The sequence below is a fragment of the Saccharothrix coeruleofusca genome (assembly GCF_014648515.1).
GTDB classification, from domain to species: Bacteria; Actinomycetota; Actinomycetes; order Mycobacteriales; family Pseudonocardiaceae; genus Actinosynnema; species Actinosynnema coeruleofuscum.
Genome location: NZ_BMRG01000020.1, coordinates 99327 through 116774, shown reverse-complemented (window position 1 = coordinate 116774; position 17448 = coordinate 99327). Strand labels below are relative to the sequence as shown.

Sequence of the window (17448 nt, the reverse complement as noted above, 5' to 3'; positions counted from 1 at the left end):
AGGACAAGGTTAGAACGCGACCCCCGGCAGAGTCGCGATCTTTGCCAGCTGCTCCCACGTCAGCGGCATCGGACCGGCGGGCCCGGCCTGGGTGTGGTCCGTGGCGCTGGCCTGGAACAGCGTGCCGTCGGCGTGCTGGTAGGTCACGGCGAGCCTGCGGTCGCCGCCGAGCTGGTGGTCCTCCACGATGATCCGCTTGCCGTCCACCTGGCGTTCCCAGCACTGCAGACCGGGGATGGACGAGGAGTCCGCGCAGCCCACCTGCCGCTCCATGCGCAGGGACAGCCGCAGCTGACCGCTGCCGGTGGCCGTGGTGACGTCAGCGGCCAGCTGGTAGCCGTCGGGGGTGGGCCGCATCTCCAGCTGCCCGGCCGGGATCGGCGTGTACTGCCCCTGGGGCAGCACGCCCGAGGAGGTCACCAGCGAGGTCAGCGCGGCGGCGCGCTCGGCGGTGACCGGCTTGGGCGGCCGGGGCTTGTTCGGGTCCGCGGGCTTGGAGGTGGCGCTCACCTCCAGCCCCCCGGAGGGGTCCGCGCTGGCGGGCGCGGACGAGTAGTGCGTGCTCGGCGGCGTGCTGCCCAGCGTGGTCGACGGCCCGCCTGCGGTCGTGCTGGTGAGCGGGGGTGCGCTCGACGACGGTGCGCCGCCGATCCCGATGCCGCCACCGCGACCGCCCAGCAGGACGGGGACGGTCACCGCGGCCACGGCGGCGAACACCGCCATGCCAGTGGCCGCGCTGCGCACCGCCAGCCTGCGCCGCCCGGACTTCACGATCGCTTCCCGGTCGACGCGCAACGGCGGCTCGTCGCCGAACGCGGTGCCCAGGATTTCCTTGATGTCGCTCATCGCTGCTCCTCCAGGACGTGGGAGCCGAGAAGTTCGCGCAGCTTCGCCAACCCCTTGGCGGCCTGGCTCTTCACGGTTCCCTCGGTGCGACCGAGCAAGCGGGCGGTTTCGGTGAGGCTGAGGTCCTCCCAGTAGCGGAGCACCACGACGGCGCGTTGGCCGGGCGGGAGCGCGGCCAGCGCCCGCCGCACCGCCGGGTCGCCGGGTTCGGCCGCCGACACCGGGGTGTCGGGCGGCGTGTCGACGACCGTCTCCCTGCGGCGGAAGCCGCGCCTGCCCTCGTCGATCGCCGCGCGCACCAGGATCTTGCGGGCGTAGGCGTCCACCGCCCCGTCCCGGCGCACGCGCGGCCAGGCCACGTAGAGCTTGGTCAACGCGGTCTGGACCAGGTCTTCGGCGCGGTGCCAGTCCCCGCACAGCAGGTACGCGGTCCTGCGCATCACCAGCGCACGGGCGTCGACGAACTCACCGAACTCGCGATCGCGATTCACTCACCCTCCTCGGTCGCCGCTTGGTACGGAGCGACGAGCGCCGGGCGTTGCCTCAGGATCGCTTGATGTTCGCGACGAACGCGGCAGCGGCACGCCTGCTGAAGATCAGGGTGGGGCGGGGGTTCTTGCTGTCCCGGTAGCCGACCACTTCCCCGGTCCAGCCCACCTCGACGCATGTGGAGTTGTCGACGCTGCGCGAGGACTTGCGCCAGTCGGTGATCACTGCGCTTCCTTTCTCAACCGTTCGAGGAAGGCCCGCGACCGCTGCGGGTTCAGGGCCAGATGACGAAGATGATTCATCACCTGCGCGTAGTCCTCTACCGCATCAGCGGAGTCGTAGTAGTAGGCGTGGTGGCGGGTCTCCTCGTAGGCGACTCGCCAGTCATCTTCGAAGCGCAGCAGGAAGAAAGGGCCTTTCAAGGCGGGGTGCAATCCCACTTCGCGTGGCATCACCTGCAAAGTGACGTTCTGCCGTTCCGTCATGTCCAGCAGGTGCTCGAACTGCTCGCGCATCACCTCGGCATTGGCGACGGGGCGGCGCAGCGCCTGTTCTTCGAGGACGCACCGGAGTCGCGCCGGGGCGGTCTCCCGCGTGATCACCGACTGCCGCTGCACCCGCAGGGCGACGCTCTGCTCGACGTCCACACCAGGCGTGATCGACGCGTGGTAGCCGATCAGCGCTCGTGCGTACGCCTCGGTCTGGAGCAGGCCGGTGACCGACATCGACTCGAACGCCTCGATGTCGGTGGCCACGGCTTCCAGCCCGATCGCCAGCTCGAAGTCGTTCATGCTGCTGATCGGGGCGCCGGTGCCGTCGGTGCGCTGCTTGGCCCTGGACAGCAGTTCCAGCATCATCGGCACCCGGTCCGGGCGGCCGAACAAGTCCATCAGGACTTCCACGGCGGGTTTGCTCGGCAGGTTGCGGCCGCTGGTCAGGTGGGTGAAGCCGACGCGGGAGATGCCCAGCCGCTCACCGGCTCGGGCGTGGGTCACGCCCGCCTGCTCGCGCAGCCGCTCCAGTTCGTACTGGAGCACGCGCCTGGCCACCTTCGGACCGAAAGCCGCCCGCACTCCCGCCCACCTCCCACCCGATCGGGGAATCACTCGAATTACATGTTCTGCCGATAACCAGCTCTGAAATGCAGAACCGGTTCTGAGTGTGTCAGGTGGAGGAGAAACACGAATGGGCGATATCGCAGTCCGCGCCCCCGGTCTGCCCGAACTGGTGGGCGACTGGCCGGGCGGACCCGAGGTGATCCGCCGGGTGGCGATCACGCCCGAGGGCGAGGTCCTGCGCGTGCTGGTCCGCGCCGAGTAGGCGGCCGAGTAGGCGTCAGCCCGCCGGGACGCGGCGGCGCAGGTCGGCGACCAGGTTCAGCATGGCTCCCCGGAAGATCTCCGCCTGCCCAGGGCCGATGAACGCGGTGTGCCCGAAGACCTCCAGCACCACGAGGCCGTGCATGTGCCCCCACGCGCTGACGAACGCGGCGACGGCGGAGGGCGGCAGCCCGCCCGCCGCCTCCTGCGGGAGCGCGGCCAGGTGCGTGCCCAGCTCCGGGCTCAGCGGCGGGAACTCGACGCGGGTCAGCTGCTCCTCGGTGAACTCGGCGAACAGCTCGCGCACGAACAGGCCGCCGAAGCGGCGGGCTCCCGCCGTGGTGCGGCCGTCGGCGGGGGCCTGGTAGTGCGGCAGCGGGGTGCCGTAGATGAGCTGGAACTGGGCCGGGTGCTCGATCGCCCACGCCCGGAAGCCCTCCGCGGCGACGACGAACCCCGGCAGCCCGCTGTCCGGCGCGGCGTCGAGCGCCGACTCCACGGCGTCGGCCAGCGCGTGGTACGCCTCCGTGATCAGGGCCGTGATCAGCTCGTCGCGGCTGGGGAAGTAGTGGTAGAGGGCTTGGACCGTCATGCCGAGGTCGCGGGCGACCGAGCGCAGGGAGAGTCCGGCCGGGCCGTGCGCGGCGATGTCGTCGCGGGCGGCGTCGAGGATTTCGCGGATCGCGGCGGCGCGGCGGCGCTGGCGGAGCGGCACTGTCACCCGAGCAGTGTAAACACCGCTTCACACTGTTAGGCAAAACTGGCACTGCTCACTTCTGTTGATGGTCGTTATGGTCGTCTCGCGGCCGCTTCCCGATCAGCGAACACAGAGAGACCGACATGACCACGAACGTTTCCCCGCTCGTCGACAAGTGGTTCCGCATGTGGAACGGCGACCTCGCCCTCGTCGAGGACGTCGCCACGCCGGACATCCGCGTGCACGCCACGAAGCTGGACGGCGGCGAACTCCCGCTCGTCGGCCGCGAGGAGCTGACGGGCTGGGTCGGGGGCGCCCGCTCGGCGTTCACCACCCTCGACTACGCCCTGGAGGTCGGCCCCGTCGTGGAGGACGACCTGGTCGCCATGCGCTGGTCCGCCGCGGGCGTCTACGGCGGTGGAATCCCCGGCGCCGCCGCCGAGCGGGGCGCGAAGGTGGCCTTCACCGGGATGGACATCCTGCGGGTGGTCGACGGCAAGTTCGCCGAGTACTGGATCAACTCCGACCTGCACGTCATGCTGGCCCAGCTCAAGATCTCGGCCTGAAACGACGTCGGCGCGGCCCCCGCACCGAGGGGGCCGCGCCGACGTCGTCACCGGCTCTAGAACCTGGGGTGGTCGCCGACCAGGGCGGTCGGCTCCTCCGACGGCTCGATCTCACCGAGCACCCACGCGGGCACGTGCCGCGCGGTCAGCACGGCCAGCGCGCGGTCCACGTCCTCGGGCGAGACCACGGCGACCATGCCGACGCCCATGTTGAACGTCTTCTCCATCTCCGCGCGCTCGACCCGACCGCGCTGGGCGATCAGGGCGAACACCGGAGCGGGCGTCCAGGTGCCCCGGTCGAGCCTGGCGCGCAGGCCCTTGGGCAGCACGCGGGCCAGGTTGGCCGCCAGGCCGCCGCCGGTGACGTGCGCGAAGGTGCGCACCTCGGCCTCGGCGGCCAGCGCCAGGCAGTCCTTGGCGTAGATGCGGGTGGGCTCCAGCAGCTCCTCGCCCAGGGTGCGGCCGAACTCCTCGACGTGGCCCTCCAGCGGCATCCTGGCGATCTCCAGCAGCACGTGCCTGGCCAGCGAGTAGCCGTTGGAGTGCAGGCCGGAGGAGCCCATGGCGATCACCACGTCGCCGTCGCGGACCCGCTCCGGGCCCAGCATCGCCGACGCCTCGACCACGCCGACCCCGGTGCCGGAGATGTCGTAGTCGCTGGAGGCCATCAGGCCGGGGTGCTCGGCGGTCTCGCCGCCCAGCAGCGCGCACCCGGCCCGCACGCAGCCCTCGGAGATGCCCTTGACCAGCGCGGCCACCTTGTCCGGGACGACCTTGCCGATGGCGATGTAGTCCTGCATGAACAGCGGCTCCGCGCCGCACACCACCAGGTCGTCCACCACCATCGCGACCAGGTCGATGCCGACGGTGTCGTGCTTGTCCAACGCCTGGGCGACGGCGATCTTGGTGCCCACGCCGTCGGTGGAGGAGGCCAGCACCGGCTCCTTCCACCGGTCCAGCTTGAGCTGGAACAGGCCGGCGAAGCCGCCGATGCCGCCGAGCACCTCGGGCCGCTGCGCCCGCGCCGCCCACGGCTTGAGCTTCTCCACCGCCTCGTCGCCGGCCTCGATGCTCACACCCGCTGCGGCGTAGGTCGCCTTGGCGCTGTCCGTCACGTCACCTTGCTCCATCTATCGGGGCCGCTGCTCAGGGCCTCTGCAGGGCGTCCTCGGCACCGTACCCGTTGACCAACACCGGGGTCGCCGAGCCCGCGACACCGCGCACGCCCTCCAGCAGGTGCTTGCCGATCAGCGCGTCCTCGGGCAGCGGGATCGGGTACTCGCCGTCGAAGCAGGCCGTGCACAGCCGGGTCTTGGGCTGCTCGCTGGCCGCGACCAGCTCCTCCAGCGACACGTAGCCCAGCGTGTCCGCGCCCACCGAGCGGCGGATGCCGTCCAGGTCCAGGCCGTTGGCGATCAGCTCGGCGCGCGAGGCGAAGTCGATGCCGTAGAAGCACGGCCACTTCACCGGCGGCGACGCGATCCGCACGTGCACCTCGACCGCGCCCGCTTCGCGCAGCATCCGCACCAGGGCGCGCTGGGTGTTGCCGCGCACGATCGAGTCGTCCACGACCACCAGGCGCTTGCCGCGGATGACGTCGCGCAGCGGGTTGAGCTTGAGCCGGATGCCGAGCTGACGGATGGTCTGCGAGGGCTGGATGAAGGTCCGCCCCACGTAGGCGTTCTTGACCAGGCCCGACCCGTACGGGATGCCGGAGGCCTGCGCGTAGCCGATGGCGGCGGGCGTGCCGGACTCGGGCACCGGGATGACCAGGTCGGCCTCGGCCGGGTGCTCCTTGGCCAGCCTGCGGCCGATCTCCACGCGGGTGGCGTGCACGCCGCGGCCCGCGATCGTGGTGTCCGGGCGGGCCAGGTAGACGTACTCGAAGATGCAGCCCTTGGGCTCGGGGTTGGCGAACCGGCTGGACCGCAGCCCGTTCTCGTCGATGGCGATCAGCTCGCCCGGCTCGACCTCGCGGACGAACGACGCGCCCACGATGTCCAGCGCGGCGGTCTCGCTGGCCACCACCCAGCCGCGCTCGAGGCGGCCCAGCACCAGCGGGCGCACGCCGTGCGGGTCGCGCGCCGCGTACAGCGTGGACTCGTCGGAGAAGGTCAGGCAGAACGCGCCGCGCAGGGTGGGCAGCAGCTCCAGCGCGGCCTGCTCGATGCCCACGTCGGCGGCGGCGGCCGCGAGCAGGCCGCAGACCAGGTCGGAGTCCGTGGTGGCGCCCTGACCGGTGTCCACGCCCGCCTCGCGGGCCCTGGCCAGCAGCTCGGCGGTGTTGACCAGGTTGCCGTTGTGGCCCAGCGACAGGCCGGAGCCGGTGGCCGTGGTGCGGAACGTCGGCTGCGCGTTCTCCCAGGTCGTTGACCCGGTGGTGGAGTAGCGGCAGTGGCCGACGGCGACGTGGCCGCGCAGGGAGGACAGCACCTGCTCGTCGAAGACCTGCGAGACCAGGCCGAGGTCCTTGAAGACCACCACCTGGCTGCCGTCCCCGACGGAGATGCCCGCCGCCTCCTGACCGCGGTGCTGCAGCGCGTACAGCCCGTAGTAGGTCAGCTTGGCGACTTCCTCACCCGGCGCCCACACACCAAAAACCCCGCACTCTTCGCGGGGTTCGGGTTCGGGCTTTTCGGATTCGGTGCGGCCGGCGTCAGATTGGTCGGTGACCACCGAGTGCTCCCTAGCGACGAAGGCGGGCTGCCTCCCGAGTGTACGGTCCCCGCCGGGTGAACCACCCCCCTCAAGACCCCCCGGACGTGACCAAACGCACTGTTCAGTCCAGTCGGACCGCCCGCAGCAGGCCCTGGTCGCCCTCCGCGCGCAGCGGCAGCCGCCCCCACAGCCCGTAGTGGACGAGCTGGGCCTCGCCCCGGATGGTGAGGTCCACCTCCTCGCCCGGCCAGGCCGCCCGGACCTCGGGCACCTCGCCGGGGGTGAACCGGACCAGCCACGCCTCGGGCACGTCGGTGAGCTGGACCAGCGCGGTGCCCTTGGCGGTCGGCGGCACGTCGGTGGCGTACTTGGCGGCCAGCAGCGTGCCCAGCGCCTCGTCGACGCCGTCCACGGCGAAGTCGGTGTCACCGGCGACCAGCTCGCGCAGCGCCGCCTGCGCGTCCCACCGCCGCAGGTCCAGTTCGTGCGCGATACGCCGGTGCCACACCCACGCCAGGTCCGGCGCGGCGGGCGAGAACGTCCACGCGGCGCGGTTGCCGGGCACCTCGGGCAGCACCTCGGCCGCCGCCGCGAGCTGGGCGTCCAGGTACTCCAGCGGGACCGCGCCGACCGGCGCGGGCGGCAGCTTGAGCCGCACCGGGCTGCCGCTGCGCAGGTACTCCAGCGAGGTCTCCAGGAACCGCGCCACGTGCAGCGCCAGCTCGGTGAACGTCCAGCCGGGGCAGCTGGGCACCGGGGCCGCCGGGTCGGCCCGGCCGACCGCCGCGCGGAACATCCGCGCCTGCTCGGTGAACACCGCGGTCCACCGCTGGGTCGTCCATCCTCGTGACACGGCGTCCTCCTGTTTCCTCGTGGTCATCGTGCCCCACCGCATGTCCCCCGCAGCGGTTCCCCGCGACACCGGGAACCGCCGCTCCGCCGCGCGCGTCGCAGTCCTGCCCGGTCAGCGCGCGAAGGGTGGGAATCGTGTTCGGTGTTCAGCCAGAGACGTTGCGGACGGCCTCGCGGCAGTTCCACGACGGCGCGGACGCGGCAGGCGACGGGGCCGACCTGGTCTCCATGCTCAGCCTTGACGCGGAGGCGCTCGGCCGGGTTCCCGCCGCCGCCGAGTTCGCCGACGCGCTGGCCCGGTTCGCCGGTGAGCAGTCCGACGACCTGCGCCGGGGCTCGGCCTGGTACCGGGACGCGGGCGACGGCCTGGCCGAGAACGCCGACTCCTACGCACGGGCCGACGACGACTCCACGCGGGGCTTCACCGCCATCCACCGCGCGTTCGACGGGGGTGCCGCGTGATCGACCCCGAGGTCCTCTACGGGCAGCTCGCCGCCGGTGACGCGGGGCGGGTCGCCGCCGCGGCCGACCCCATCAGCGGCGCGATGAGCGCGATGAGCCGCGCGGGACAGGCGGTCTCGTCCGGCGGCTCCACCGCGACGGCGTCGTGGACCGGCGCCTCGGCGGAGCGGTTCGGCAAGCGCGCCGAGCTGTCGGCGCGCTCGGCGACCGTCGCGCAGGAGCGGCTGGGCGTCGGCGCGGAGGTGGTGCGGGCCGCCGCGCAGGCGTACGCGCGGATGCGCGGCAGCGCCGACCAGGTCATCGCGGTCTGGCGCAGCCGCTCGCCGATGCTGGACCAGGCGCAGACCGCCGAGCTCGCGGCGCGCGTCAACGAGTCGCTGACCAACGTCAAGGACGGCTACGAGCGGGTGCTGCGCTCCTACGCCGCCGCGCTGGGCAAGGTGAAACCCGGCTTCGCCGAGGTCGCCGCAGGCGACGCGGGCTGGGGCAGCGTGAACGCGCAGCTGCGCGCCACCCCCGCCGTGCCGGGGCCGGGCACGGACCCCCAGCGGGTCGCGGCGTGGTGGAAGTCGCTGAGCAAGGAGCAGCAGGACGAGCTGCTGCGCACCCGGTTCCAGGAGCTGGGGCAGCTGCGCGGGCTGCCGTCGGCGGTGCTGGACCAGGCCAACCGGGCCCGCATCGCGGACGACGCGCAGCGCTTCTCCGCCGAGCGCGACCGCCTGGACGCCCAGCTGGCCGCGCGGGCGCGCGAGCTGGGCCTGGACCCGAACTCGTCGGCGGGGCAGACCGCCCTGCTCAACGACCCCGAGTACGCCTCGCTGATGGAGCGGCGGCAGGAGGCCGCAACCAAGGCCGACAACGCCGCCGCCGTGCGCGAGAGCATCGAGGAGGCCGAGACCATCGCCCGCCGCGAGGGGTGGTTCAACGAGCGCGGCGAACCGGACGTGCGGATCATGGCGTGGGACCCGTACGGCCCTCGCGGCGACGGCGCGACCGCCATCGCCTACGGCAACCCGGACACCGCGCGGAACCTGGCCGTCTGCGTGCCCGGCACCGGGTCCACGCTGGACGGCTTCTCGGTCTCCCAGGCGGGCAACCTGCGCGCGCAGATGGGAGCTGAAGGCAGCGCCACCATCCAGTGGCTCGGCTACGACGCGCCCGGCTGGGCCGTCGGCGAGGTCGACGACCCCGCGCAGGCCAAGGAGGGCGGCGCGAACCTCGTCGCCGACGTGGACGGCTACCGCGCGGCGGGCGCGCCCGGCCAGCACCTGACCGTGATCGGGCACTCCTACGGCTCCACCACCGTCGGCTACGCCGGCATGAACGGCCTGGCCGCCGACGACATCGCGTTCGTCGGCTCGCCCGGCGTGGGCGCGTCCAGCGTCGACCAGCTCTCCGCCGGGCGCGGCCACGTCTACGTCGGTGCGACCGAGCACGACCCGGTCGTGCAGGGCACCAGCTCGGACTGGTTCACCGAGGACGGCTCCTCCACCGGCCCGTACGACCCGGCGTTCGGCGCGAAGACCTTCGGCACCGCCGACCGGTCCTCGATCGAGCACGCCCACTCGGCCTACTACGACCGGGGCACCGAGTCGCTGGAGAACCTGGCCAGGATCGCCAACGGCGACGGCGGCTCGGTCACCGGGCAGGAGTGGCACGACAGCCCGCTCGGCCCGGCGCTGCCCGGCTCGGGCGTCCCGGTGGTCGGCCCGGTGCTCGACGTGGTCAGCGGCACCGCGGCGGGCGCCGCCGACCTGGTCGGCGACCTCGGCGGCGGCCTGTGGGAGGCGGGCCGGGACGCCGTCGCGGGCCGGTGGTCGGAAGCGGGCGGAGGGCTGCTCAGCACCGGCAAGGAGGCGCTGAGCGACGTGGGCGACGTGGCCGTGGGCGCGGTCGGCGACGTGGTGGAGTTCGGCCGCGACGTGGTCGAGGGCGCGGGCGGCCTCTGGGACAGCACGGTCGGTTCTTGGTTCTAGGCCTCGCGGCAGGGGCCGACGGTCGTCGTGGGGTCCACGCCGTCCAGGCCGTTGTCGTCGCTCTGCCGCACCCGGCAGAGCACCCGGTCACCGACCGCGACGCCCTCCGGGAACTGGTCGATGTCGGCCCCGGTGGTCTGCAGGCCGCGCACCGAGTCGGGCACTTCCTGGTCCAGCGCCAGCACGACGTGCTCGGGCTTCCGCTCGCCCATGGACTCGTAGGGCGGGGCGATCCGGGTGACCTCGAACCGCACCTCGCCCTCCCACTCGCTGCCGCACCCGGCGAGCGCAAAGCCGAGCGCGAGCACCACGACGCACACCCTCTTCACCCGGTCGAGGGTAGCGCCCCACCTGCAAGTACTACCCGACGAACTCGCGAGGGCCGGTAACCACTACCCGGAGGTGCGATTCGCGCGGATCAGAAGCGCAGGACGGGGAGGAGGGGGGACAGGTCGGCCCGGCTGCCGGAGGCGGTGACGCGGGCGTCGTCCAGCGCGGCGGCCCAGTCCAGGCGGCCGGTGGCCAGCTCCAGCCACGTCCGGGGATCGGTCTCCACCACGTTCGGCGGGGTGCCACGGGTGTGCCGGGGGCCCGCGACGCACTGCACCGCGGCGAACGGCGGCACCCGGACCTCCACGCTGCGGCCCGGCGCCACCTGCTCCAGGGTGCGCAGGCTCAACCGCACCGCGGCGGCCAGCACCGGGCGCTCCGGCTGGTCGGCCTCACCCGCCAACCAGGGCAGCACGGCTTCGACGGCGGCGCGGGCCTCGCGGGGGTCGACGGGCTTGGACGGCACCCGACCACCCTAACCCCGGCCGCTTCAGCGCTCGGCTTCAGCGCTTGGCGTCGCGGACGGCCTCGGCCAGCAGCTCGTCGAGCTGGTGGCCGAGCCTGCGGGCGTCGGTGGGCGTGAAGGTGCTCCACGGCTCCGTGCCGCCGGAAGCCCGCCGCTGCTGGAGGTAGCGGCCCTCCTCGGTGTCGAAGAAGGCGACCACCCGGTCCGGGCGGCAGCGCTTGCCGTACCGGTCGCGGACCGCCGCGCCGAAGTTCCCGGTGTGCACCAGGCCGGTGAACATCTTCGCCAGCGTGGCCGCGTCCTCCTGCCGCACACCGCGCTCGCGCAGCGCCGACTCCAGGCCCTTGGGCGTGCCGTCGGAGCCCTTCACGGCGGCTTCCAGGTCGGCGCTGGGCATGGTCACCGAGTGGCCGGTGCCCGCCGGGTGGGCGGGCAGCGCGGACAGCACCGCCGTGGGCAGGCCGCTGCCCGCCGCCCGGCGGAACGTGATCTGCCCGTCGGTCAGCGTGGCCAGCGCGCCGTCGTCACCGTTGGCCACGGCCAGCACCCGGACGCTCTTGCCGACCCACAACCGGCCGTCGACCTCGCGCTCGGGCCGCACGAACAACCGCAGCAGGTGGTCCAGCTCCGGGTGCAGCCCGGTCGGGCCACCCAGGCCCCGGCTGCCCACCGCGTGCCACACCCGGCGCTCCAGCTCGGCCCGCTCCTGGTGCGTCTTGCCCGGTGAGGGCACCTTGATGACCAGCGGCATGGGCCCAGCGCCGAGGCGCTCCCAGAGCACGTCGAACTCCTCGGCGGAGAGAGTGATCGGCTCCCGCTCCACCGGTCCCCCGAAGTAGTTCACCTCTGCGGTCTTCCTCCGCTCCAACGAACTCGCGTCCGCGAGCACCGGGTGGTGCTCGCGGACGCGGTCAACTCGACAGGACTCAGACCTCGCCGATCACGGGCGGGGCCACCAGGCGGTCGTCACCGAAGACGTCCTCGGTCTCGACCAGGTAGTCGGCCGCCTTGTGCTCCAGGTCCTCCTCGCCGTTGCCGTGGGCGCCGGGGGCCGCGCCGCCCGCCATGCCCGCGCCGCCACGACCACCGGCCGCGCCACCGGGACCGCCCACGCCCGGCGCGCCGGGGCCGAAGGCGCCCACGCCGGTGGAGCCGCCGCGACCGGGCATCCCCGGCACGCCGGGACCGCCCGGAGCACCGGGCACGCCGCCCGGCATCCCCGGCATCGCGGGCATCCCCGGCCGGTTCATGCCACCGGGGCCGCCAGGACCGCCGGGCACACCGGGCATCCCCGGCATGCCGGGACGGCCCATGCCGGGGCCGCCGGGCACACCGGGACGAGGACCACCGGGGCCGCCGGGCACGCGGGTGTTCGGCGGCAGACCCGGCCGGGGACCGGTCGCCGGGGGCTTCGCGCCGCCGTTGGGCGGCGGGGCCCACGACGGCGGGAACACCGGCGGGTTCATCGGCGGCTTGACCGGGCCGGGCTGCGGGTTGGGCAGCACCGGCTGGTTGACCGGCGGGGCGGGCGTGGGCTGGGCCCACGTCGGCGTGGTGGTGCCGCCACCGCCGCCGGGCGGCGGGGTGTAGCCGGACGGGTTGACCGCCGGGCCGGTCGGCGTGGGCGTGGCCCACGAGGTGCTCGTGGTGCCGCTGCTGTCCGACGGCGCGGTCCAGGTGGGCTTGCTGGTGTAGCCCGCGCTGGTGTCGTTGAAGCTGCCGGGGCCGCCGGGGGCGGGCGTGTCGATCACGACCTGCGGCGGCGGCACGAACTGGCCCAGCGTGTTGCTGTTCCACTCGCTGTTGGACTGGTAGGTGTTCATGACCGCGATGGCCTTCTGCTCAGCGTTGTCCTGAGCGGCTTCCTGGGCCTCGTGGTCCTTCTGCTGCTGGATGACGTGCATCATGCCGAACGGTCCGGTGAGCGCGCCGAGCACCTTCTCGCCGGTGGACGGCGCCTCGGTGGTGACCGGGACGGGCTCGGGCATCTCCTTGCGCGCGTCGGCGATGTACTCCGCCTGCAGCTGCGCGGACGCCTTCATGGTGTCCGAGCCCTGCTGCGCGTCGGAAGCCCACTGGGCCAGCGGCGACAGCGCGGCCTGCGTGGTGTCGGCGGTGCTGCCCTGCCAGTTGGCGCCGATCTTCTCCAGACCTTCGTGGATGGAGGTGTCGATCTCGCCCAGGGCCTCGGACAGCGCCTTCCACTTGTCCTCGACAGGACGGGAGGCGGCCACGCCCGGACCGCTGTTGATCATCTTGTACAGCTCCGGGTGGGCGTACCCGCGCCAGCGGTGGTCCCCCATGGTCTACGGCCCCCTCTCAGTTGTTGTTGATGCGGCCCCAGACCGCGGAGTTGTCGCCTTCGACCCGGCGGTAGGTGTTCTCGATCTGGGTGAGCTGCTCCACCACGCCCTGCAACTGGTCGCGGTAGGCGAAGATCGCGGTCAGCGCGGCGCTGTCACCGGCCTCGAAGGTGTCCTGGTTGAACTTCTGGGCGGTCTCCTTGCTGACCGGGTCGCCCGCCCACTCGCGCGCCCGCAGCGCCGACCTGGCGTCGTACAGCTGCGCGTCCAACCGGTCCAGCGCGTCGGTGAACACCTTCCGGGCGGCGGGGATCGCCGAGGGGTCGACGCTCAGCTTCTGCTGCGACCCGCTGTACTCGGGGAGCGGAGCCCTCGTGGACCCCCCACCACCATCCGCGATGAACACGGCACACCCTCCTCGATACTGCACTTGCCCCAGCGTGTGCTTGTGGGATGACTGTAACTCCGATGCATGACGCGAACGGGTGGTTCCCGTCAGGAGAAATTCGGACTACCTGCTCATCAGGGTCTCGACCGCCGCGCCCGCGGACTGCTGCGCGACCTGGCAGAGCTGCGTCCGATCGGCCTCGCCTGCGCTGCCCGCCTGCACGTCGACCATCTGGCCGTCGGAGACGTCGACGGCGATGAAGCAGACGTACGGGTCGTCCTTAGCGGTGCCGACCACTGCGGGGAAGCCGCCGACCTGGAGGTTCTGCACGTCACCGAGGAAGTTGCCATCGGTGTACCACTCGGTGCCCGCGGTGGTCACCGTGCTGAGGCCGACGTAGTACCGCCGGTCCTCGCGGCTGATGTTGCACGCGGGCGAGGAGTGGGCGCTGTTGGTGTTCTTCAGCGGAGGGCGGTCCAAGCCGAGCTGCGCCCGCTGCTGCTCGGTGAGCAGGGTGCACGGGTCCACGTCGCGCAGGTTGATCGTCTTGGGTCGGTCGGCGGGGGCCTTGGACGTGCTCGACGGCGCGTCCGACTCCGGCGTGCTCGTCTCCGTCCGCCCGGTGCTCGACCCGGCGGAGGCGTTGCCACCGGTGGTCTCGGAGCAGCCCGCGAGCACGGCGGCGGGGACGGTCACGGCGGCCAGCACGGCCGCGGCACGGTGCCAGGAACTCCGCATGGGGGTAAACGTATCGGATCAGCGCCCGCCGGACGCCCCATTCCGCCCAGCGCCTGCAAGTACCACCGGCCCCTCCGCACAGGGCCGGTATCTACTACCCGGCCCACGGGGTCGGGTAGTAGATACCGGCCCCGATGAGGACGCCGGGTGGTACTTGCCGACGCGGGTCAGCAGGAAGTGGGGGTGTAGCGGCAGGCGACGACGGCGGGGCGTTCCACCGGGGCACCCGCCTCGATCGACCAGGCCAGGCGGACGTACTGGGCGTGGGTCCACGCCAGCGGGGTCGCCGAGCCGGTGCCCGTGCCGTAGCGCCGGTGCGGCGCGCGGTCGTCCCAGACCTGCTCGGGCAGCATCCGCCCGCTGTTGGCGGTGGAGGCGATGTCGGCCAACCGCTGCCGGGCCGCCCGCCGGTCGCCCAGCAGCAGCTCGTACTCCCCGCGCTCACCGGAGAAGATCGGCCACAACCGGCCGTAGGTGCGTCCCTGGCCGAGGTTCCACGGGCCGCCGTCGGCGCGCTCGCCGAAGCCGTCACCGGTGAACCGGTGCCAGAACGGGCCGTTGCGCAGCTGCCGGTCGACCACGGCCACGGTGTTGCGCACCACCGGGTCGTCCGGGGCGCGCAGGCCCAGCCGCACCAGTTCCAGGAAGCTGGGGTCCACCACGGCCCGCTGGTCGATCTCGCCGGGGTTGTTGTCGCCGAGGTTGTAGGCGGTGCCCGCGTCCGGCTGCCCGTCCTTGGTCAGCCGCAGGTAGTACGGCTTCGGTCCGTACGGGCCGGTGTTCGTCGCGGTCCACGACTCGATCCGGGCCTCCCACTGGTCGGCGACGGCGAGGTACCGGTCGGCGGCGGTGGTGTCGCCCGCCGCGCGCAGCAGGTCGGCCAGGCACACCAGGCCCGCGACCTCGGCGGCGATGGTCGCGGGCGAGTAGCCGCTCTGGTTCTCCCAGCGCTCCTGCTCGGTGAAGGGGGCGTTCGGGTAGTTCACCATGAACTCCGCCGCCCGCCGCAGACCGTCCAGTGTGGACGGATCGGTGCGACCGAGCAGCCAGGCCAGCAGCATGGGCGCGGCCTGCTCGTCCTGCTGGACGTTGGTCCAGTACGGGGTTCCGTCGACCCTGGTGTTCTGCGGCAGGTGGCCGTCCGGCTGCTGCTGCACGCGCAGCATGTAGTCCAGCGCGCGGTCGGCGGCGGCGCGGTCACCGGCGGCGATCAGCGCGGTCGCGACCTGGTACTGGTCGCGCGGCCAGACCAGGGCGTAGGAGCCGAACTCCGGGGCGATGGTCCGGTCGAAGCCGAACGCCCACGGGAAGCTCGGCGAGGCCACGAACGCGCCGGGGTGGCGCTTGTCCTCCGTCGCCGCCAGAACCATCAGCGACGTGTCGTACAACGCCCGGTCGGCGACCTCCGGGCGCTTGAGGGTCCTGAGGTAGTCGGTCCAGCCCCGGTCGTAGGCGCGGGCGGCGCGGGAGAAGCCCGACTCCAGCGAGACGCGGGCGGTGCGCGCGGCTTCGGCGCCGGTGGCGCCGAATCCCAGTGCCAGCGTGGTGTCGCGGTGTCGCACGCCGTCCACGCGGAGTTCGCCGGTCTGCACCACGTTGCCCGGTCCCGCCTCCGGGTAGGTCCAGTCCAGCCGCTTGTCGGCCAGGTCGGTCCAGCCGTCGCTGGTGTCGCGGAAACCGTTGGAGGTGGCGGCGAAACCACCTCGGGCGACCAGCGCGCTCGCGCCTGCGGCGTCGGTGGCGACGAGCGCGCCGCCCTCGGTGCGCGCCGAGTCGTCCGCGCCCTCCCGCGACAGCGCCGGGTCGTGCACCGCGTACACCTTCACCGGCCGCTCCGCCTCGACCGCCACGTCCGCCAGCACGGCGGCCCCGGCCGGGTCGGTGGTGTACTCCACCCGCGCCCGCCACCCGGTGCCGCGGAAGTCCTGGCGGTACCTCAGGTTCCCGACGGGCGTGGTGCGCGCGTCACCCGTGCGCTCGACGAACGTGCGCCCGTCGGTGACGACTAACTGGAGCTCCCGCGTGGCCGGGGTGCTCAGGTCGGGGTAGAAGACCTCGTTCAGGCCCGTGCGCCCGATGGTGAACCACACCGGGCTGTCCGCGCTCCTCGCGGTGCCGAAGCCCTGCTTGTCGGCGGGTGTGTAGACCGCGGGGGCGCCGGGTGCTCCGGGGGCCGCCGCCAGGGTGCTCGCCAGCATCACCGCGACCAACGACAGTGGGGTCATGCCCACTGGGTGCTCAGCGGCGGGGGCGGCCAAACCGTAGGCTCGACCGGGTGACCGTGGAGTCCGATGTGGACGGGGGTGGCCGGGTGAAGGCGGCGCGGGTGGTGCCCGGCGAGCCCGACGAGTCGGCCGTGGTGGAGCTTGCCGTCCCGGAGCGCCCGGACGAGGTGCTGGTGGAGGGTCTGCTGGTCGGGGTCTGCGGCACCGACGTGGAGATCGTCGAGGACGGCTTCGGCTCCCCGCCGCCCGGCAGGGACGGGCTGGTGCTGTTCCACGAGTCGCTGGGCCGGGTGCTGTCCGCCCCGGAGGGCTCCGGGTTCGCGCCGGGCGACCTGGTGGCCGGGGTGGTGCGGCGGCCCGACCCGGAGCCGTGCCCCGCGTGCGCGGCCGACGCCTGGGACTTCTGCCGCAACGGCCGGTACCGGGAGCGCGGCATCAAGGAGTTGGACGGGTACGGGATGCAGCGGTGGAGCGTGCCGCCGGAGTTCGCGGTGCCGCTGGACGCCTCGCTGGGTGACGCGGGCGTGCTGCTGGAGCCCGCTTCCGTGGTGGCCAAGGCGTGGGCGCAGGTGGAGCTGCTGTGCTCCCGCGCGTTCGTGCCCGCCCGCTCGGCGCTGGTGGTCGGGGCGGGGCCGATCGGCCTGCTGGCGGCCATGCTGGGCGTGCAGCGCGGGCTGGACGTGCACGTGGTCGACCGGGTCACCGACGGGGTGAAGCCGGACCTGGTGCGGGCGCTGGGCGCTTCCTACCACCCGTCGCTGGACCGGGTCGCCGCCGAGGTGGACGTGGCGATCGAGTGCACCGGGGTGGCCGAACTGGCCTGGGAGTGCGTGTCCCGCGCGTCGGTGGCGGTGCTGGCGGGCATCTCCGGCGACGAGGACGCGGCGGCGCTGTCGCGGCGGGTGTTCGACGGCATCGTCATGGGCAACAAGGCCGTCGTGGGCACGGTCAACGCCGGGCCGCGCGACTACCGCACCGCCGCCGCCGCGCTGGCCCGCGCGGACCACTCCTGGCTGTCCGGGCTGATCACCCGGCGGGTGCCGCTGGACCGCTTCACCGAGGCGTTCGAGAAGCACGAGGACGACGTGAAGGTGGTCGTGGACCTGCGGTGATCCACGGGCGGTGATCTCCGC

Annotated in this window: 20 protein-coding genes; 5 read left to right on the top strand and 15 right to left on the bottom strand. The window is 73.1% G+C overall.

All coding sequences use genetic code 11. The features are described from left to right. Positions 1–9: 9 nt before the first annotated feature. Genes IEZ00_RS31635 through IEZ00_RS31620 form a run of 4 tightly spaced genes read right to left on the bottom strand, consistent with a single transcriptional unit; the run spans position 10 to position 2372 of the window. Positions 10–846: a hypothetical protein gene (locus tag IEZ00_RS31635; RefSeq protein WP_189227032.1), complete on the bottom strand. Its 837-nt coding sequence runs from the start codon at positions 844–846 to the stop codon at positions 10–12. Then, complete coding sequence (locus IEZ00_RS31630) at positions 843–1337, bottom strand: SigE family RNA polymerase sigma factor (protein ID WP_189227031.1); 495 nt, start codon at positions 1335–1337, stop codon at positions 843–845. The genes IEZ00_RS31635 and IEZ00_RS31630 overlap by 4 nt, the downstream gene beginning before the upstream one ends. A 52-nt stretch (positions 1338–1389) precedes the next feature. Beyond that, positions 1390–1560, bottom strand: coding sequence for a DUF397 domain-containing protein (locus tag IEZ00_RS31625; RefSeq protein WP_189227030.1), 171 nt, complete (start codon positions 1558–1560; stop codon positions 1390–1392). After that, positions 1557–2372 carry a helix-turn-helix domain-containing protein gene (locus tag IEZ00_RS31620; protein WP_189227029.1) on the bottom strand — a complete coding sequence of 272 codons (816 nt, stop codon included), beginning with the start codon at positions 2370–2372 and terminating at the stop codon, positions 1557–1559. Before IEZ00_RS31620 ends, IEZ00_RS31625 begins: the two co-directional genes overlap by 4 nt. A 148-nt stretch (positions 2373–2520) precedes the next feature. Here IEZ00_RS31620 and IEZ00_RS37895 point away from each other — a divergent pair, with 148 nt between their 5' ends. Then, complete coding sequence (locus IEZ00_RS37895; protein ID WP_268248870.1) at positions 2521–2655, top strand: hypothetical protein; 135 nt, start codon at positions 2521–2523, stop codon at positions 2653–2655. A gap of 15 nt (positions 2656–2670) precedes the next feature. On the opposite strand, the gene IEZ00_RS31615 is transcribed toward IEZ00_RS37895, so the two are convergent. Next, positions 2671–3375 (bottom strand): TetR/AcrR family transcriptional regulator, encoded by a 705-nt coding sequence (locus IEZ00_RS31615; protein WP_229796287.1) that lies wholly within the window; start codon positions 3373–3375, stop codon positions 2671–2673. A 119-nt stretch (positions 3376–3494) separates the two neighbouring features. On the opposite strand from IEZ00_RS31615, the gene IEZ00_RS31610 reads away from it, so the two are divergent. After that, complete coding sequence (locus IEZ00_RS31610) at positions 3495–3917, top strand: ester cyclase (protein ID WP_189227028.1); 423 nt, start codon at positions 3495–3497, stop codon at positions 3915–3917. 56 nt (positions 3918–3973) lie between these two features. On the opposite strand, the gene purM is transcribed toward IEZ00_RS31610, so the two are convergent. The 3 genes from purM to IEZ00_RS31595 all read right to left on the bottom strand — a co-directional run bounded on the left by purM (position 3974) and on the right by IEZ00_RS31595 (position 7455). Then, positions 3974–5047: a phosphoribosylformylglycinamidine cyclo-ligase gene (gene purM, locus IEZ00_RS31605; protein WP_244989723.1), complete on the bottom strand. Its 1074-nt coding sequence runs from the start codon at positions 5045–5047 to the stop codon at positions 3974–3976. Between the two features lie 16 nt (positions 5048–5063). Continuing rightward, a complete protein-coding gene (gene purF, locus IEZ00_RS31600; RefSeq protein ID WP_189227026.1) occupies positions 5064–6593 on the bottom strand; it encodes an amidophosphoribosyltransferase in 1530 nt (509 codons plus the stop codon). 103 nt (positions 6594–6696) lie between these two features. After that, positions 6697–7455 (bottom strand): maleylpyruvate isomerase N-terminal domain-containing protein, encoded by a 759-nt coding sequence (locus IEZ00_RS31595; protein WP_229796286.1) that lies wholly within the window; start codon positions 7453–7455, stop codon positions 6697–6699. A 107-nt stretch (positions 7456–7562) separates the two neighbouring features. Here IEZ00_RS31595 and IEZ00_RS31590 point away from each other — a divergent pair, with 107 nt between their 5' ends. Beyond that, positions 7563–7889, top strand: coding sequence for a DUF2563 family protein (locus tag IEZ00_RS31590; protein ID WP_189227025.1), 327 nt, complete (start codon positions 7563–7565; stop codon positions 7887–7889). Next, a complete protein-coding gene (locus IEZ00_RS31585; protein ID WP_229796285.1) occupies positions 7886–9865 on the top strand; it encodes an alpha/beta hydrolase in 1980 nt (659 codons plus the stop codon). Before IEZ00_RS31590 ends, IEZ00_RS31585 begins: the two co-directional genes overlap by 4 nt. Here IEZ00_RS31585 and IEZ00_RS31580 read toward each other — a convergent pair. From IEZ00_RS31580 to IEZ00_RS31550, 7 genes are all read right to left on the bottom strand, one after another. After that, positions 9862–10194, bottom strand: coding sequence for a hypothetical protein (locus IEZ00_RS31580; RefSeq protein ID WP_189227024.1), 333 nt, complete (start codon positions 10192–10194; stop codon positions 9862–9864). The genes IEZ00_RS31585 and IEZ00_RS31580 overlap by 4 nt on opposite strands. 89 nt (positions 10195–10283) lie before the next feature. Further along, positions 10284–10661: a sterol carrier family protein gene (locus IEZ00_RS31575; RefSeq protein ID WP_189227023.1), complete on the bottom strand. Its 378-nt coding sequence runs from the start codon at positions 10659–10661 to the stop codon at positions 10284–10286. A 37-nt stretch (positions 10662–10698) separates the two neighbouring features. Next, on the bottom strand, positions 10699–11505 hold the full coding sequence (locus tag IEZ00_RS31570; RefSeq protein WP_189227022.1) for an ESX secretion-associated protein EspG: 807 nt from the start codon (positions 11503–11505) through the stop codon (positions 10699–10701). 82 nt (positions 11506–11587) lie between these two features. After that, a complete protein-coding gene (locus tag IEZ00_RS37890; RefSeq protein WP_189227021.1) occupies positions 11588–12964 on the bottom strand; it encodes a PPE domain-containing protein in 1377 nt (458 codons plus the stop codon). A 16-nt stretch (positions 12965–12980) separates the two neighbouring features. Continuing rightward, positions 12981–13370 carry a transcriptional regulator gene (locus tag IEZ00_RS31560; RefSeq protein WP_189227020.1) on the bottom strand — a complete coding sequence of 130 codons (390 nt, stop codon included), beginning with the start codon at positions 13368–13370 and terminating at the stop codon, positions 12981–12983. Between the two features lie 105 nt (positions 13371–13475). Further along, positions 13476–14090 carry a DUF3558 domain-containing protein gene (locus IEZ00_RS31555; protein WP_189227019.1) on the bottom strand — a complete coding sequence of 205 codons (615 nt, stop codon included), beginning with the start codon at positions 14088–14090 and terminating at the stop codon, positions 13476–13478. 167 nt (positions 14091–14257) lie between these two features. Then, the gene (locus IEZ00_RS31550) at positions 14258–16315 is read right to left on the bottom strand and encodes a glycoside hydrolase family 15 protein (protein WP_189227018.1); all 2058 of its coding nucleotides are present in this window, start codon (positions 16313–16315) and stop codon (positions 14258–14260) included. A gap of 50 nt (positions 16316–16365) precedes the next feature. Between IEZ00_RS31550 and IEZ00_RS31545 the strand changes: the two genes are divergently transcribed. Further along, on the top strand, positions 16366–17427 hold the full coding sequence (locus IEZ00_RS31545) for a glucose 1-dehydrogenase (RefSeq protein WP_229796284.1): 1062 nt from the start codon (positions 16366–16368) through the stop codon (positions 17425–17427). Positions 17428–17448 lie beyond the last annotated feature (21 nt).